At 72.0% G+C, this 17367-nt stretch carries 13 protein-coding genes; 10 read left to right on the top strand and 3 right to left on the bottom strand.

Going from position 1 to position 17367, the window contains the following annotated elements; genetic code table 11:
* Positions 1 to 608: 608 nt before the first annotated feature.
* From ACL02U_RS14270 to serA, 5 genes are all read left to right on the top strand, one after another.
* Entirely contained in the window at positions 609 to 3635 is a 3027-nt protein-coding gene (locus tag ACL02U_RS14270; RefSeq protein ID WP_412791166.1) for a putative bifunctional diguanylate cyclase/phosphodiesterase, read from the top strand.
* A 246-nt stretch (positions 3636 to 3881) separates the two neighbouring features.
* Entirely contained in the window at positions 3882 to 5735 is a 1854-nt protein-coding gene (locus ACL02U_RS14265) for an acetolactate synthase large subunit (RefSeq protein ID WP_412791165.1), read from the top strand.
* A gap of 23 nt (positions 5736 to 5758) precedes the next feature.
* Positions 5759 to 6283, top strand: coding sequence for an acetolactate synthase small subunit (gene ilvN, locus ACL02U_RS14260; protein WP_412791164.1), 525 nt, complete (start codon positions 5759 to 5761; stop codon positions 6281 to 6283).
* A gap of 119 nt (positions 6284 to 6402) precedes the next feature.
* A complete protein-coding gene (ilvC, locus tag ACL02U_RS14255) occupies positions 6403 to 7401 on the top strand; it encodes a ketol-acid reductoisomerase (protein WP_412791163.1) in 999 nt (332 codons plus the stop codon).
* 266 nt (positions 7402 to 7667) lie between these two features.
* Positions 7668 to 9257, top strand: a complete 1590-nt coding sequence (gene serA / locus ACL02U_RS14250; RefSeq protein ID WP_412791162.1) for a phosphoglycerate dehydrogenase — start codon at positions 7668 to 7670, stop codon at positions 9255 to 9257.
* Positions 9258 to 9354: 97 nt separating this feature from the next.
* Here the strand turns inward: serA and ACL02U_RS14245 are convergent, their stop codons facing one another.
* Both ACL02U_RS14245 and ACL02U_RS14240 read right to left on the bottom strand, forming a co-directional pair.
* Positions 9355 to 9516 carry a hypothetical protein gene (locus tag ACL02U_RS14245; RefSeq protein ID WP_412791161.1) on the bottom strand — a complete coding sequence of 54 codons (162 nt, stop codon included), beginning with the start codon at positions 9514 to 9516 and terminating at the stop codon, positions 9355 to 9357.
* A gap of 36 nt (positions 9517 to 9552) precedes the next feature.
* Positions 9553 to 10773, bottom strand: a complete 1221-nt coding sequence (locus ACL02U_RS14240) for a PucR family transcriptional regulator (protein WP_412791160.1) — start codon at positions 10771 to 10773, stop codon at positions 9553 to 9555.
* Between the two features lie 173 nt (positions 10774 to 10946).
* On the opposite strand from ACL02U_RS14240, the gene ACL02U_RS14235 reads away from it, so the two are divergent.
* The 5 genes from ACL02U_RS14235 (at position 10947) to ACL02U_RS14215 (ending at position 16510) form a co-directional block, all read left to right on the top strand.
* Positions 10947 to 11873: a proline dehydrogenase family protein gene (locus tag ACL02U_RS14235; protein ID WP_412791159.1), complete on the top strand. Its 927-nt coding sequence runs from the start codon at positions 10947 to 10949 to the stop codon at positions 11871 to 11873.
* A 40-nt stretch (positions 11874 to 11913) separates the two neighbouring features.
* Complete coding sequence (gene pruA, locus ACL02U_RS14230; RefSeq protein ID WP_412791158.1) at positions 11914 to 13545, top strand: L-glutamate gamma-semialdehyde dehydrogenase; 1632 nt, start codon at positions 11914 to 11916, stop codon at positions 13543 to 13545.
* 366 nt (positions 13546 to 13911) lie between these two features.
* Positions 13912 to 14043 carry a hypothetical protein gene (locus ACL02U_RS14225; protein ID WP_412791157.1) on the top strand — a complete coding sequence of 44 codons (132 nt, stop codon included), beginning with the start codon at positions 13912 to 13914 and terminating at the stop codon, positions 14041 to 14043.
* Between the two features lie 85 nt (positions 14044 to 14128).
* The gene (locus tag ACL02U_RS14220) at positions 14129 to 15172 is read left to right on the top strand and encodes a 3-isopropylmalate dehydrogenase (RefSeq protein ID WP_412791156.1); all 1044 of its coding nucleotides are present in this window, start codon (positions 14129 to 14131) and stop codon (positions 15170 to 15172) included.
* Between the two features lie 249 nt (positions 15173 to 15421).
* The gene (locus ACL02U_RS14215) at positions 15422 to 16510 is read left to right on the top strand and encodes a branched-chain amino acid aminotransferase (RefSeq protein WP_412791155.1); all 1089 of its coding nucleotides are present in this window, start codon (positions 15422 to 15424) and stop codon (positions 16508 to 16510) included.
* A gap of 81 nt (positions 16511 to 16591) precedes the next feature.
* On the opposite strand, the gene ACL02U_RS14210 is transcribed toward ACL02U_RS14215, so the two are convergent.
* Positions 16592 to 17367, bottom strand: a 776-nt coding sequence (locus ACL02U_RS14210; protein WP_412791154.1) for a cytosine permease, incomplete at its 5' end; no start/stop codon positions are given.

Here is a 17367-nt window from a genome sequence, read left to right as displayed (position 1 = left end):
GGGTGGCGGGCGGCGGGGATTGAGCCTTCCGGGTGATCCCCCGTGCGGGGGATCCTCGTGCGGCGGACCCGTCGGTGTGCGCTACGCCGTCCGTGGGAACGGATCCGCGTGCCGGGGCGTGCCTCCCCCGCGGGCGTGCGCCGCCCGTGCAAAGCTGCGTCGCCCGTCCGGGTGCCGGCCGCACGGAGCCGGCGGCGGACGCGGTCCGCCTCGCACCCCTCCGCAGCGTCCCGGCTGCGACCCCGCCCGCATCCGTGCTGGTCGTCACGGAGCGTAGAGATGCTATGTCCCTGAGTGACGATCCTGGTGTATCGTCCCGACAGGGGCTGCGCCGCGCACCATTCGGCGCCGGGGACGGACATGTCAGATTTGTGAGGGGGGCGACGGGCGATGCACGGCCTATGGACGAACGATCCGACGCGGCGGGTCCGCCGGCGGCGACCCTGGCACGCGGCCGCACGCGGACGAGGTCACCCCGCAGACCCGTCCCGCCGTCGCAGCGACCGCCCGACTCATCCCCTCCGCCGCGGCTGCGTCCGCCGGCGGCAGGCCCGGCCGGAGCGGCGGAACTCCCGGCAGTCGGGGGCCGAGTGCACCGGGAGCGACCGGTGAACTCGCCGCCGTCCACCGCGGCGCTGGACGGAGCGCTGCGGCCGCAGTCGGCCGCACCGTTCCCGTCGCCGCCCGGGCCGATGACGGGGGACCGGCGGGGGATGGTCCAACAGTTGCTGCTGGCGCTGGTGTGCGCGGGATACGCCGTCGGCTCCGAGCTCGGCTGGGGGTCCGCCGAACTCGCCCTGGTGATGGGTGACTTCGGACTGAGCTTCGCAGCCGGCGCCGCGGCGGTGTCCTGCTTCCTCTACGCCCGCACCCGCCAGGTCCGCTTTCGGCCCGCCTGGCTGCTGTTCGCCCTCTCCTCGGCGATGGCGGCCCTCGGCAACGGCATCTGGGGATGGTACGAGGTGGTGCTGGGCCGGCCCGTGCCCAGCCCGTCCTACGCCGACCCGTTCTTCCTCTGCTTCGCGCCGCCCGCCATCGTGGGCCTGCTGGTGCTCGCCAAGAGGCCGATGAACGGGGCCGGCTGGGTCTGCCTCGCGCTGGACGCCTGGCTGATCGCCGGCTCGCTGCTCACCCTCTCCTGGAGTCTCGCGCTCGCCCAGGCCGCGAAGTTCGACGGGCCCAGCGTGGCCCACACCGCACTGTCGCTGGCGTACCCGCTGCTGGACATCGTGCTGGTGAGCATGGTGCTCGTGCTGCACTTCCGGCGCTCGACGGTGAACCGCTCGGCCGTCAACACGGCGATCGGCGCGCTCGCGCTGACGGTGGTGTGCGACGCCCTGTTCACCTCTCCGCTGATGCACAACACCTACCGCTCCGGACAGCTCCTGGACGCGGGCTGGTTCGCCGGCTCGCTGCTCCTCGCCTACGCGCCCTGGGCCGTCCCGCGCCACCCCCGGACGGACGGCGAAGGGAGGACCCGGGTGGTGCACGAGCACGTGCCCGGACGGTCGACCGGAAGCCACGCGCCCGCACCGGCGGGCGCCGAGCGCGGGCGGTATCCGGCCACCCGGCCCATCACCGGTTCCCTCGCCGCGCTCACGCCCTACCTGGCGGCCGCCGTCTGCACCCTGGGAATCCTGTACAACGTGCTCGACGGCCGCAGCGTCTCCCGCGTGGTCCTGCTGACCGGCGGCACCGTCGTGCTCGCCCTGGTGATCCGCCAGGCCATCATGCTTCTCGACAACGTCAGCCTGACCCAGGAGCTCGCGCAGAAGGAGAACCACTTCCGCTCCCTCGTGCAGGGCTCCAGCGACGTCATCATGATCGCCGCCCCGAACGGCGTGCTGCGGTACGTCTCCCCGGCCGCGGCCAGGGTCTGGGGACGGCCGGCCGAGGAACTGGTGGGTACGGAGCTGGCCACCCTCATCCACCCGGAGGACCTGGGGTGCGTGCTGCACGAGGTGCGCCGCTTCCTCGCCGCCAACCCTCTCGAGGAGACCACCACCCGCATCGAGTGCCGCTTCCGGTCCGGCGCCGGGGGCGCCTCCCGCTCGGCCGGAGCCGAGGGCGGGGGAGGCTGGCTGAACGTCGAGTCGACCGTCAACCGCCACCACGGCGGCCTCATCTTCAACAGCCGGGACGTGACCGAACGGGTACGCCTGCAGGCGCAGTTGCAGCACAGCGCCGAACACGACCCGCTCACCGACCTGCCCAACCGCGCACTGTTCACCGCCCGCGTCCAGCAGTCCCTGTCCGGCCGCCGTGCCACCGACCGGGGTACCGCCCTGCGCAACACGGCCGTGCTCTTCATCGACCTCGACGGCTTCAAGGCGGTCAACGACACGATCGGGCACCAGGCCGGGGACGAGCTGCTCGTGCAGGCCGCGCGCAGACTCCAGGACGCGGTCCGGCACGGGGACACCGCGTCCCGGCTGGGCGGCGACGAGTTCGCGGCGCTGATCGCGGGCGACGGCACCCGGGACCGGGCCGCCCGGGAACGCCACATCCTGGAACTCGCCGAACGCCTGCGGGTCGCGCTGTCGCAGCCCTACACCATCGACGGCGGTGACGTGCGGGTCAACGCCTCCATCGGGGTCGCGTTCGCCGAACCCGGCCTGAGCGCCGGTGAACTGCTGCGCAACGCCGACCTGGCGATGTACCGGGCGAAGGCCGGCGGAAAGGGCCGGGTCGAGCTGTACCGGCCGCAGATGCAGCAGGACGTCGTGCGCAAGGCGGAGCTGGCGACCCGGTTGCGCGCCGCCCTGCACGACGGCGAGTTCGCGCTGCTGCACGAGCCCGTGGTCCGGCTCGCGGACGGCCGGGTCACCGCCGTCTCCGCGCAGGCCCGCTGGCGCTCCTCGCAGGGCGTGCTCTTCACGCCCGCCGAGTTCCTGCGGGTGGCCGAGAACGGCGACCGGGCCGCCGAGCTGTCCCGCTGGGTGTTCCGAGAAGCCGTCGAACGGGCTGCCGAGCGCTCCGCGGCCGGGGTCGCCGTACCCGTGGCCGTCCGCCTCCCCGCACGCCGGCTGCTGGACCGGACCCTGCCGCTCACCTCGATCGAGACCCTGTTGACGCGGCACGGGCTGCCGTCCGGTGCGCTGGTGCTGGAGCTGGCCGACATCGACCCGCAGGTGTCCCTGGGCGAGCTGGAGCGCCGGCTGAACGCCCTGCGGCGGCTCGGCGTGCGGATCGCCCTGGACGGCGTCGGCAGCGGGTACGCGGGCGTCGCCGCGCTGCGCCGCCTCCCGCTGGACGTGCTCAAACTCGACCGGGGCCTCGTGGAGGGCGTCCTGGAGTCCGCGCGGGTGCACAAGATCACCGGGGGACTGCTCAGGATCGCCGCGGACCTCGGCCTGCAGTCCGCGGCCGAGGGCATGGACCTGCCGGAGCAGGCGGCCGTACTGCGGGCTCTGGGCTGCACGTACGGGCAGGGCGCGGCGTTCTCGGGTCCGCTCGACGAGTACCGGCTGCGCAGGACGCTCCGGGCCGGCCGGCTTCCGCTGCCACCGGTACCGGCGGCGGAACCGGCCCTCGCGGGCGGCGGAGCGGGGAGGTACGGGGCCGGGGTGCCGGTCGTCCTCGGCGGCGCCGCAGGACTGCGTTCACATGATGAGACGCCCGTCCCACCCACTTGACACCGGGTGCGTGCCAGAGGGAGGGTCAGTTCCATGCGCACCCGAATTCTCGTACTTGGACAGCGCGTCGGCTGAGCTGGGACCTACCGGAAGGCGATCCGGAATCCCCAGCGACCCACCCGGCGCGCTCCCCTCGCTTGCCTCACGGCACGAGGGGTTTTTTGTTGCACAGACACGTGCCGCACCGCAGCCCGAAACCGTACAGACCTCGCATAACCCTCAGCGATCACCGAGAAGAGAATGCCGATGACCGAGCAGGCCACCGGGGCCCGTCACCCGCAGCCGCGGCCCCGATCCGGAGGACAGCAGCCGATGCCCGTCGAGCATGTCACGGGCGCGCAGTCCCTCATCCGCTCTCTCGAGGAGGTCGGCGCCGACACGGTATTCGGCATTCCCGGCGGTGCCATCCTTCCGGCGTACGACCCGCTGATGGACTCGCAGCGGGTGCGCCACGTCCTGGTCCGCCACGAGCAGGGCGCCGGCCACGCGGCCACCGGCTACGCACAGGCCACCGGCAGGGTCGGCGTCTGCATGGCCACCTCCGGACCCGGAGCCACCAACCTGGTCACCCCGATCGCCGACGCCCACATGGACTCGGTCCCGCTGGTCGCCATCACCGGCCAGGTCGCCTCCTCCTCGATCGGCACGGACGCCTTCCAGGAGGCGGACATCGTCGGCATCACCATGCCGATCACCAAGCACAACTTCCTCGTCACCAAGGCCGAGGACATCCCCCGGGTGATCGCCCAGGCCTTCCACATCGCCTCCACCGGCCGCCCCGGCCCGGTCCTGGTCGACGTCGCCAAGGACGCCCTCCAGGCGAGGACCACCTTCTCCTGGCCGCCCACCATGGACCTGCCCGGATACCGGCCGGTGACCAAGCCGCACGCCAAGCAGATCCGCGAGGCGGCCAAGCTGATCACCGCGGCCAGGCGGCCCGTCCTCTACGTCGGCGGCGGGGTGCTCAAGGCGGGGGCCACCACCGAGCTGAAGGTGCTGGCCGAACTGACCGGAGCGCCCGTCACCACCACCCTGATGGCGCTCGGCGCGTTCCCCGACAGCCACCCGCTGCACGTGGGAATGCCGGGCATGCACGGTGCGGTCACCGCCGTCACCGCGCTGCAGAAGGCCGACCTGATCGTCGCCCTCGGCGCCCGCTTCGACGACCGGGTGACCGGCAAGCTGGACAGCTTCGCCCCGTACGCCAAGATCGTCCACGCGGACATCGACCCGGCCGAGATCGGCAAGAACCGCGCCGCCGACGTGCCGATCGTCGGCGACGCCCGCGAGGTCGTCGCCGACCTGATCCAGGCCGTGCAGAAGGAGCACAGCGAGGGCAACCGGGGCGACTACTCGGCCTGGTGGTCCGACCTGAAGCGGTGGCGCGAGACCTACCCCCTCGGCTACGACCAGCCGGACGACGGCTCGCTCTCCCCCCAGCAGGTCATCGAGCGCATCGGCCGGCTCGCCCCCGAGGGCACCGTCTTCGCGGCGGGTGTCGGCCAGCACCAGATGTGGGCCGCCCACTTCATCCAGTACGACAGGCCGGCCACCTGGCTGAACTCCGGCGGCGCCGGAACCATGGGCTACGCGGTCCCGGCCGCCATGGGCGCCAAGGCCGGGGTCCCGGACCGGGCCGTCTGGGCGATCGACGGCGACGGCTGCTTCCAGATGACCAACCAGGAACTCACCACCTGCGCGCTGAACAACATCCCGATCAAGGTCGCCGTCATCAACAACGGGGCCCTCGGCATGGTCCGCCAGTGGCAGACCCTGTTCTACAACCAGCGCTACTCCAACACCGTCCTGCACTCCGGCCCCGAGCACGACGGCAAGGAACCCGCGCAGGGCACCCGCGTCCCCGACTTCGTGAAGCTGTCCGAGGCCATGGGCTGCCACGCCATCCGCTGCGAGGACCCCGCCGACCTCGACAAGGCCATCGAGGAGGCGAACGCGATCAACGACCGCCCCGTGGTCGTCGACTTCATCGTCCACCAGGACGCGATGGTCTGGCCGATGGTCGCCGCCGGCACCTCCAACGACGAGATCATGGCCGCTCGGGACGTCCGCCCCGACTTCGGCGACAACGAAGACGACTGAGCGAGGAAGAGAGCCCCCGAACCATGTCCAAGCACACGCTCTCCGTCCTGGTGGAGAACACCCCCGGCATCCTCGCCCGGATCGCCGCCCTGTTCTCCCGCCGCGGCTTCAACATCGACTCGCTCGCGGTCGGTGTCACCGAGCACCCCGACATCTCCCGTATCACCATCGTGGTGAACGTCGAGGACCTGCCGCTGGAGCAGGTCACCAAGCAGCTCAACAAGCTCGTCAACGTGCTGAAGATCGTCGAGCTGGAGCCCGCGCAGGCGGTCCAGCGTGAACTCGTTCTGGTGAAGGTGCGCGCCGACAACGAGACGCGCTCCCAGGTCGTCGAGATCGTCCAGCTCTTCCGCGCCAAGACGGTCGACGTGTCCCCCGAGGCCGTCACCATCGAGGCCACCGGCTCCGGCGACAAGCTGTCCGCGATGCTCAAGATGCTGGAACCCTTCGGCATCAAGGAGCTGGTCCAGTCCGGCACGATCGCGATCGGCCGCGGCGCCCGCTCCATCACCGACCGCTCGCTGCGCGCCCTCGACCGGTCGGCGTAGCACCCGCCGCGGGCGGCCGGCGCGCCGTCGGCCGCCCGTATTCCGAGACTCCCGAACCCGCCCTCCCGCCAGCGTCATACGGTGGGACGCAACACCTGCACCCCCAAGGAGAACCCAAAGTGGCCGAGCTGTTCTACGACGCCGACGCCGACCTGTCCATCATCCAGGGCCGCAAGGTCGCGGTCATCGGTTACGGCAGCCAGGGCCACGCCCACGCCCTGTCGCTGCGCGACTCCGGTGTCGACGTCCGGGTCGGTCTGCACGAGGGCTCGAAGTCCAAGGCCAAGGCCGAGGAGCAGGGCCTGCGCGTGGTCACCCCCTCCGAGGCGGCCGCCGAGGCCGACGTCATCATGATCCTGGTCCCGGACCCGATCCAGGCCGAGGTCTACGAGGAGTCCATCGCCCCGAACCTGAAGGACGGCGACGCGCTGTTCTTCGGCCACGGCTTCAACATCCGCTTCGGCTTCATCAAGCCCCCGGCCAACGTCGACGTCTGCATGGTCGCCCCGAAGGGCCCGGGCCACCTGGTGCGCCGCCAGTACGAGGAGGGCCGCGGCGTCCCCTGCATCGCGGCCGTCGAGCAGGACGCCTCCGGCAACGCCTTCGCCCTCGCCCTGTCGTACGCCAAGGGCATCGGCGGCACCCGCGCCGGCGTCATCAAGACGACGTTCACCGAGGAGACCGAGACGGACCTGTTCGGTGAGCAGGCGGTGCTCTGCGGCGGCACGGCCGCGCTGGTCAAGGCCGGCTTCGAGACGCTGACCGAGGCCGGCTACCAGCCGGAGATCGCCTACTTCGAGTGCCTGCACGAGCTGAAGCTGATCGTCGACCTCATGTACGAGGGCGGCCTGGAGAAGATGCGCTGGTCCATCTCCGAGACCGCCGAGTGGGGCGACTACGTCACCGGCCCGCGCATCATCACCGACGCCACCAAGGCCGAGATGAAGCAGGTGCTCGCCGAGATCCAGGACGGCTCCTTCGCCCAGAACTGGATGGACGAGTACCACGGCGGCCTGAAGAAGTACGAGGAGTACAAGAAGCAGGACTCCGAGCACCTGCTGGAGACCACCGGCAAGCAGCTGCGCAAGCTGATGAGCTGGGTCGACGAGGAGGCCTGAGCCTCCGGACACGGGGCCGGGCGTGCGGCTCCGGCCCCGTTGTCCATCCCGTCCAGCCACGGACGGGTGATCCTTCCGCAGCGGCGTACTCTCGCGCCCGCCGCGCCACTACACTTCTGCAACAACGCGTCAGGCCCACAGCGTCGTGTGTCTTCCACGCGGCTAGCCCCCCATCCTCCGCCTGCGGCCGTTGGGACGGCCGTCCGCAAGCTCCCCCATAGCTCCAGAAGCATGGGAGGTGCCACCATGACTTGTGAGGACCTCACGTGAGCTCGAAACCCGTCGTACTCATCGCTGAAGAGCTGTCGCCCGCAACCGTGGACGCACTTGGCCCGGACTTCGAGATCCGGCACTGCAACGGAGCGGACCGAGCCGAACTGCTCCCGGCCATCGCCGAGGTCGACGCCGTCCTGATCCGCTCCGCCACCAAGGTCGACGCCGAGGCGATCGCCGCGGCGAACAGGCTCAAGGTCGTCGCGCGCGCCGGCGTCGGCCTGGACAACGTCGACGTCTCCGCCGCCACCAAGGCCGGCGTCATGGTCGTGAACGCCCCGACCTCCAACATCGTGACCGCGGCCGAGCTGGCCTGCGGACTGATCGTGGCCACCGCCCGCAACATCCCGCAGGCCAACGCCGCGCTGAAGAACGGCGAGTGGAAGCGCAGCAAGTACACCGGCGTGGAGCTGGCCGAGAAGACGCTCGGCGTCGTCGGCCTCGGCCGCATCGGCGCACTCGTCGCCCAGCGGATGTCCGCCTTCGGCATGAAGGTCGTCGCCTACGACCCCTACGTCCAGCCCGCGCGCGCCGCGCAGATGGGCGTGAAGGTGCTGTCCCTGGACGAGCTGCTGGAGGTCTCCGACTTCATCACCGTCCACCTGCCGAAGACCCCCGAGACGCTCGGCCTGATCGGCGAGGAGGCGCTGCGCAAGGTCAAGCCGAGCGTCCGCGTCGTCAACGCCGCGCGCGGCGGCATCGTCGACGAGGAGGCGCTGTACTCGGCCCTCAAGGAGGGCAGGGTCGCCGGCGCCGGTCTCGACGTGTACGCGAAGGAGCCCTGCACGGACTCCCCGCTGTTCGAGTTCGACCAGGTGGTCTGCACGCCGCACCTGGGCGCCTCCACCGGCGAGGCCCAGGAGAAGGCCGGCATCGCGGTCGCCAGGTCCGTCCGCCTCGCCCTCGCCGGCGAGCTGGTCCCGGACGCGGTGAACGTCCAGGGCGGCGTGATCGCCGAGGACGTCAAGCCGGGTCTGCCGCTCGCCGAGCGGCTGGGGCGGATCTTCACCGCGCTCGCCGGCGAGGTCGCGGTCCGCCTGGACGTCGAGGTGTACGGCGAGATCACCCAGCACGACGTGAAGGTGCTGGAGCTCTCCGCGCTGAAGGGCGTCTTCGAGGACGTCGTCGACGAGACCGTGTCCTACGTCAACGCCCCGCTGTTCGCCCAGGAGCGGGGTGTGGAGGTCCGGCTGACCACCAGCTCCGAGTCGGCCGACCACCGCAACGTCGTCACCGTGCGCGGCACCCTCGCGGGCGGCGAGGAGGTCTCGGTCTCCGGCACCCTGGCCGGCCCCAAGCACGTGCAGAAGATCGTCGCGGTCGGCGAGTACGACGTCGACCTGGCGCTCGCCGACCACATGGTGGTCCTGCGGTACGAGGACCGGCCGGGCGTCGTCGGCACCGTCGGCCGCATCCTCGGCGAGGCGGGCATCAACATCGCCGGTATGCAGGTCTCCCGCGCGACGGTGGGCGGCGAGGCGCTGGCCGTACTGACCGTCGACGACACGGTGGCGGCCACCGTACTGGCCGAGGTCGCGGCGGAGATCGGCGCGACGTCGGCCCGCTCGGTGAACCTGGTCTGAGTTCCTGCCGTCCGCCCCGGACGGACAGCCCCGTCGGAACGCCGGCCGGGTCGAGACCCCTCGACCCGGCCGGCGTTCCGCGTGTCCGGGGCCCCGTTCAGAGGATCGCGTGCTCCCGCTCACGATCCGGAGGCGAGCACCCCGCAGGGACGACGCCCGCCGCCTCCAACGCGCTCCAGCCGAGCACCGAGCGCGGGTACCGGGCGGTGAAGAGGGCCGAGCCCGTCAGGCCGAACCAGGAGACGGGGTTCGGCGCCACCGCCGGGCCGAACCCGCGGCCGCGGAGGAGCGCGGGCTACAACCGCGCCCCCTTCAGCGTCATGTGCAGCAGCAGCCGGTCCTCGCCGTCGTCCAGGTCCAGGCCGGTCAGCCGTTCGACGCGGGACAGCCGGTAGTAGAGCGTCTGGCGGTGGATGCCCAGCTCGGCGGCCGTACGGGCGGCCTGTCCCGCGCAGTCGAGGTACACCTCGGCGGTGCGGGCCAGCTCCCGGTGGGCGGGCAGCAGCAGCGGACCGACCATCGGATCGTGCGCGGCCTCCGGCGGCAGCGAGGTCAGCAGCCGGTACGGGCCGATCCGCGCCCACTGGGCGACCGGGCCCAGCCGCCGCTCCGCCAGCACCGCCCGCGCCGCCCCCGACGCCTCGCCCCAGGCCGCCCCCAGCCCCGCGAGACCGGTCCGCGCCGCGGCCACCCCGGCGGCGGGCGCCGGCCCGGTCGCGGCGGCCGGACCCGCGGCCACCGACCCCGCCCGCTCCAGCAGCCGGGACGCCGCCGACACCGCCGGGGTCAGGGTGTCCGTGGCGCGCAGTCGCACCAGCACCGCCAGGCACTGGGCGTCCGTGCCCCACGGGACCGTGCACAGCGCCGTCGCCCCCGGCAGCGCGCGGGCCGAGGGTGCGTCGTCGGGATCGGCCGACGGCCAGGGCGCGACGCAGACCACCGTGTGCGGGCCGTCCGCGCGGCCGCCCAGCGCGGTGCGCAGCTCCGCCACCGCCGCGTCCCGGGGCCAGCCGCGCTCCGCGGTCAGCACCGCCCGCAGCTCCCGGGTCAGGTCGGCGCCGTGCTGCGCCTCGTCCGCGAGCAGCGCGCCGATCCGGTCCGTCACCTCCATCGCCGCCGCCAGCTGCGCCTCGGAGGGACCCGCCTCGCCCTCCAGCAGCCACACGTAGCCGAGCACGACGCCCCGGTGCCGCACCGGAAGGCAGATCCGCCCCCGGTACACCCCCGCGTCGGGGGTCGGCGGGATCCGCACCGGCCCGGTCGCCCGGGTGATGCCGAAGCCCTCGAACCAGCGGCGGACCGCGGCCGTGGAGCGCCGGGTGAGGATCGAGCGGGTGCGGACCGGGTCCAGGGCGGACGGGTCGAGATCGCCCTCGCTGTCGTACGCACCGAAGGCGATCAGCTCGAAGTCCCGGTTCTCCAGGGTCGCGGGCGCGCCGAGCAGCGCCGAGATCTCGTCGACCAGTTCCTGGTAGTCACCCCTGAATTCCGCTGTCACCCGGGCATTCTCCCGCATCCCGACCCGGCCTTCATACACGTGTCTGAGATCCCGTGCACGGATGCGTGACAGCTGTCGATGGCCGCCGAACGGAGGGATCCTTAGGTTTCACGGTGGTTCTCCGCGCCGTCCCCGGAACATCACGTTCACGGACCGTCGGCCGTTTCTTGCCTGTGTTGTGGAGGTGCCCCGTGCTGGGTCCCGTGATTCTTGCCGCGTCGCGCAGCGACCGGATGCGACGCCTGGTCTCGGCGGCCCCGGTGACCAAACAGGTCGTCGACCGCTTCATCCCCGGCGAGAACGTCGACGACATCGTCCCGGTCATCGAGGACCTCACCGCCAAGGGCCTGGAGCTGACGATGGACGTGGTGGGGGAGGACATCACCGCCCCCGAGCAGGCGGCCGCCGCCCGCGACTCCTACCTGGCGCTCGTCGACCGGCTCGGTGGGCTCGGGCTCGGCGAACGCGTCGAGATGTCGGTCAAGCTGTCCATGTTCGGCCAGGCCCTGGACGGCGGGCACGAGCTGGCCCTCGGCAACGTCCGCCCGGTCGTCGAGGCGGCGGCGGCCATCGGCACCACCGTCACCCTGGACGCGGAGGACCACACCACCCTCGACTCGATGTTCGCCATCCACGAGGAGCTGCGCAGGGACTTCCCGCAGACCGGCTGCGTCATCCAGGCGTACCTGTTCCGCACCGAGGCCGACGCGCGTCGCCTCGCCGCCGCCGGCAGCCGGGTACGGTTGGTGAAGGGCGCCTACAAGGAGCCCGCCGAAGTGGCCCACCAGTACAAGCACGAGATCGACAAGGCGTACGTCCGCATCCTGAGGATCCTGATGGACGGCGAGGGATATCCGATGATCGGGTCCCACGACCCGCGCCTGATCTCCATCGCCCAGGAACTCGCCCGGCGCGCCGGCCGCAAGCTCGACGAGTACGAGTTCCAGATGCTGTACGGGATCAGGAGCGACGAGCACCTGCGGCTCGCGGCCGAGGGCCACCGGATGCGCGTCTACACCGCCTACGGCACCGACTGGTACGGCTACTTCATGCGCCGTCTCGCGGAGAAACCCGCCAACCTGCGGTTCTTCCTCCGCTCGATGGTCAGCAAGGGCTGAGCCCGGAAACACCCGCTCAAGACAAGGAGCCAAGGAACCCATGGACGCTGTGACCCAGGTCCCCACCCCCGTCAACGAGCCGGTGCACGGCTACGCCCCCGGATCGCCCGAGCGCGCCCGCCTGGAGGCCAAGCTCAAGGAGCTGGCCGAGAACCCGATCGACCTGCCGTGCACCATCGGCGGTGAGCGGCGGATGGGCGGCGGCGAGGCCTTCCAGGTCGTGCAGCCGCACCGCCACAAGTCCGTCCTCGGCACCTACCGCAACGCCACCCGCGCGGACGCCCAGGACGCGGTGGACGCGGCCCTGGCCGCCGCGCCGGCCTGGCGCGCGCTGTCCTTCGACGACCGTGCCGCGATCTTCCTGCGCGCCGCCGAACTCCTCTCCGGGCCGTGGCGCGAGACGCTGGCCGCCTCGACCATGCTCGGCCAGTCCAAGACCGCGCAGCAGGCGGAGATCGACACGCCCTGCGAGCTGATCGACTTCTGGCGGTTCAACGTCGCCTACGCCCGCCAGATCCTGGCCGAGCAGCCGCCGGCCAACTCCCCGGGGGTGTGGAACCGTCTGGACCACCGCCCGCTGGAGGGCTTCGTCTACGCGATCACCCCGTTCAACTTCACCGCGATCGCCGGCAACCTGCCCACCGCGCCCGCGCTGATGGGCAACGTCGTGGTGTGGAAGCCGTCCCCGACGCAGACCCACGCCGCCGTGCTGCTGATGCGGCTGCTGGAGGAGGCCGGGCTGCCCAAGGGCGTCATCAACCTGGTCACCGGCGACGGCCTCGAGGTCTCCGAGGTCGCGCTGAACCACCGCGACCTCGCCGGCATCCACTTCACCGGCTCGACCAGGACCTTCCAGCACCTGTGGAAGACGGTCGGCAACAACATCGAGAAGTACCGCACCTACCCCCGGATGGTCGGCGAGACCGGCGGCAAGGACTTCCTGGTCGCGCACCCGAGTGCCGACCGCGCCGTGCTCAAGACCGCCCTGACCCGGGGCGCCTTCGAGTACCAGGGCCAGAAGTGCAGCGCCACCTCCCGCGCCTACATCCCGGCCTCGCTCTGGAACTCCGGCTTCAAGGAGGAGTTCGCCGCCGAGGTCGACTACCTCACCATGGGCGACGTCACCGACCTGTCCAACTTCATCGGCGCCGTCATCGACGAGCGCGCCTTCGCCAAGAACAAGGCCGCCATCGACCGAGCCCAGCAGGACCCCTCCTGCACGATCGTCGCGGGCGGCAGCTACGACGACTCCGTCGGCTGGTTCGTGCGCCCGACCGTCATCGAGTGCACCGACCCGGAGAACGAGGTGTTCACCACCGAGTACTTCGGCCCGGTGCTCGCCGTGCACGTCTACCAGGACGACGCCTACGAGGAGATGCTGACCCAGATGGAGTCGGTGTCCGGGTACGCGCTGACCGGTGCGGTCGTCTCCGGGGACCGCGCGGCGGCCGCGTACACCGCTGAGAAGCTGCGCTACGCGGCCGGCAACTTCTACATCAACGACAAGTCGACCGGTGCGGTCGTCGGCCAGCAGCCCTTCGGCGGCGGCCGCGCCTCCGGCACCAACGACAAGGCCGGCGCCCCGCAGAACCTGATGCGCTGGACGCTGACCCGGTCCATCAAGGAGGCGCTGGTCCCGCCGACCGACTACACCTACCCGCACATGGGCTGACCTCCGCCGCGCCGGAAACGGGCCGGGTCCCCCTCGGGGGCCCGGCCCGTCGGCGTTCCCGCCGCCCTCCGGGACCCGGTGCCCCGCGCCTACGCAGGTGCAGCTCAGGGCGGTGGTGTGCGGCCGGCCGTCTCAGATAGTAGGAAGTCCGAGTAATTCCCGGGACAGACGCGCCGTCCTCCCTTAGCTTGGTAGAAGCCGAACGTCTCGCTCGATCCAGCGAGGGCGGTCGCGAGCCCGGCCCCTGTGCAGGCAACCCCTGCGGTCAGGCTCCCCGCCCCTTCCGGCGTCTCGTACCCCCGCTTTCCCCGCACCTTCCGCGTTGCCCTCTGTCCGCGCACCCGGTGCCGAAGGAGTCGATTTCCCATGGCCGAGACGACCGTCCGCCGCCGCGTCCGCCACGTCCCCCGCGTGAGCGAGTCCGACCGCAAGCAGGCCGCAGCCGCCCTCCAGCGCGCCCTCGACCGCCGTGACAACGGCGGCGCGACCGGCCACTGAGCCGCACGGCGGTCGTACGACCCGCCGACTGTCCACATGGTGGATGTTCCATGTCATTCCATGGGACGAAGAGTAGGGTGCCCGCATGTCTCGCAGCATCAATCTCGCAGTGATCCCCGGCGACGGTATCGGCCAGGAGGTCGTGGCCGAAGGCCTGAAGGTCCTCTCCGCCGTCCTTCCGCAGGATGTGAAGCTGGAGACCGAGGAGTACGACTTCGGCGCGCGGCGCTACCACGCCACCGGTGAGACCCTCACCGACGCCGACCTGGAGCGGCTGGCACGGCACGACGCCATCCTGCTCGGCGCGATCGGCGACCCCGGCGTCCCCTCCGGGGTCCTGGAGCGCGGCTTCCTGCTCAAGCTGCGGTTCGCCTTCGACCACCACGTCAACCTGCGCCCGTCCAGGCTCCTCCCGGGTGTCGCCACCCCGCTCGCCGGCGAACCGCGGATCGACTTCGTCGTGGTCCGCGAGGGCACCGAGGGCCCGTACACCGGCAACGGCGGCACCATCCGGAAGGGCACCCCGCACGAGGTCGCCACCGAGGTCTCCGTCAACACGGCCTACGGCGTCGAGCGCGTGGTGCGCGACGCCTTCGCCCGCGCCCAGGCCCGGCCGCGCAAGAAGCTGGCGCTGATCCACAAGAACAACGTGCTCACCTTCGCCGGCCACCTGTGGACGGACGTCTTCCAGCGGGTGGCGGCCGAGTACCCGGAGGTCACCACCGAGTACATGCACGTCGACGCGGCGACCATCTACCTGGTCACCCAGCCCGAGCGGTTCGACGTCATCGTCACCGACAACCTCTTCGGCGACATCGTCACCGACCTCGCGGCAGCGGTCTCCGGCGGCATCGGCGTGGCGGCCTCCGGGAACATCAACCCCGCCGGCGCGTTCCCGTCCATGTTCGAGCCGGTGCACGGCTCCGCCCCCGACATCGCCGGCCAGGGCAAGGCCGATCCCACCGCCACGGTCCTGTCCGTCGCCCTGCTGCTGCGCCACCTCGGCCACGACGCCGAGGCCGACCGCATCGAGGACGCCGTCTCCGCCGACCTCGCGGAGCGCGCCGGCGGGCCCGCCCGCTCCACCTCCGAGATCGGCGACGCGCTCGCCGTACGCGTAGCCGGCTGACCCGCCGCGCTGCCGAAAGCCGTCGGGTCGCAAGGGCACCCGGCGGCTTTCCTCTGTCCCCGCCGGGTGCCACCATCGTTCCCTGGGCCGCTGCACCCCGATTCCTTCGGTTGCCACCTCCGCGCGATAATCGGACGCGGAGCCGCGACATGAGGGAAAGCTCGGACGTCCTAGCACCGACCGCCGACCGGCCGGGCCGCACGGGCGTGACCGCGGCCCGTCACGACAACCGGTGAAGGACTACCACTGATGACGACGCCCACGATCGAGCTCAAGCCCTCCGCCCACCCGCTCTCCCGCGCAGAGCGCGAGGCGGTCCTGGCAAACCCGGGATTCGGCCGCCATTTCACCGACCACATGGTGACGATCAAGTGGACGGAAGGCCGTGGCTGGCACGACGGACAGCTCGTCCCCTACGCCCCGATCCCCCTCGACCCGGCCACCAACGTCCTGCACTACGCCCAGGAGATCTTCGAGGGGCTGAAGGCCTACCGCCAGCCGGACGGCTCGGTCGCCACCTTCCGACCCGACCAGAACGCCAAGCGCTTCCAGCGGTCGGCGCACCGGCTCGCCATGCCGGAACTCCCGGTCGAGACGTTCGTCGAGGCCTGCGACGCGCTGGTCCGGCAGGACCGGGACTGGGTCCCCCCGCACGGCGGCGAGGAGTCGCTCTACCTGCGCCCGTTCATGATCGCCACCGAGGTCGGACTCGGCGTCAAGCCGGCCAACGAGTACCTGTTCCTGGTGATCGCCTCGCCGGCCGGCGCCTACTTCCCCGGCGGGGTCAAGCCGGTGTCGATCTGGGTCTCCCAGGACCGCGTCCGCGCCGTCCCGGGCGGCATGGGCGACGCGAAGACCGGCGGCAACTACGCCGCCTCCCTGCTCGCCCAGGCCGAGGCCGCCGCCCAGGGCTGCGACCAGGTCTGCTACCTCGACGCGGTGGACCACAACTGGGTCGAGGAACTCGGCGGCATGAACCTGTACTTCGTCTACGGGGACCGGATCGTCACGCCCACCCTCACCGGGTCGATCCTGGAGGGCGTCACCCGCGACTCGCTGCTCGGCGTCGCCCGCGACCTCGGCTGCACGAGCGAGGAGGGGCGCATCTCCCTCGACCAGTGGCGGGCCGACAGCGAGAGCGGCGCCCTCACCGAGGTGTTCGCCTGCGGCACCGCCGCCGTCATCACCCCGGTCGGCACCGTCAAGACCGACGGTGCCCAGTGGACGCAGGGCGACGGCAGCACCGGCCCGGTCACCGCCCGCCTGCGCGAGGCCCTGCTCGGCATCCAGCGCGGCGACACCGAGGACCGGCACGGCTGGATGCACCACATCGCCTGACGCCCGGCGGCGGCCGGGCGCGGCCGGCCCCGGGTCGGTCGCGGCCGCCCGCCGAGACCCGGCCGCGGCCGGCCGCCCCGGTCAGTCGCGGCCGCCCACCCGCACGGCCGCGCCGGACCCGGCGTCCGCGGCGGCCGGCGCGGGTGCCCGGTGCTCGCCGGCGGGCGTCAGCAGCAGGTACGCCACCCCGCCGACCAGGCCCGACAGCAGGAAGCTGCAGTCCACCCCGCCCGTCAGGGACAGCAGCGGGCCCTCGTACTCGGGCAGCGACACCGCGAGCAGGCCCACGACGGCGCCCAGCGCCCAGGACGCGGCGGCCCGGAGGTGCCAGCCGGCCCGGTACCAGTAGATCCCGCCCCGCGAGCGGCGGTTGAAGACCTGCAGGGCGTCGGCGTCGTACACGCCGCGGCAGCGGACGAAACCGATCAGGGTGATGACCGCCCACGGTGTGCCGATCGCGGTGAGCAGCAGCACGAAGGACGTCATCGCGTCCTGCGCGCTGGACGCGTAGTGCCCGGCGAAGACGCAGGCCGTGGCGACGACGGCGACGGTGCAGGTGGCGCGGGCCCGGGAGGCGCGCGGCAGGATCGCGTCCAGGTCCAGGCCCATCGAGTACAGCATCAGGCCCGCGTTGCCGACCGAGCCCGCGGACGCGGCGAGCAGCAGCGGCACCAGGTACCAGGTGGGGGAGGCGTCGACCAGCGGTCCGGCGTAGTCGAGCGCGGCACGGGCCCCGAACGCGGTGAACGTGCCGAACAGTTGCGGGACCAGCAGCCCGAGGACCAGACCGGCCCAGGTCGCGTGCAGCACCCGGCGGGAGGAGTGGCGCGCGGGGGAGATGTAGCGGGTGTAGTCGC

It is taken from the genome of Streptomyces sp. MS06, assembly GCF_047200655.1.
Lineage (GTDB): Bacteria > Actinomycetota > Actinomycetes > Streptomycetales > Streptomycetaceae > Streptomyces.
Note: the sequence above shows the minus strand (reverse complement) of the source record. Positions and strands in the feature narration are given on the sequence as shown.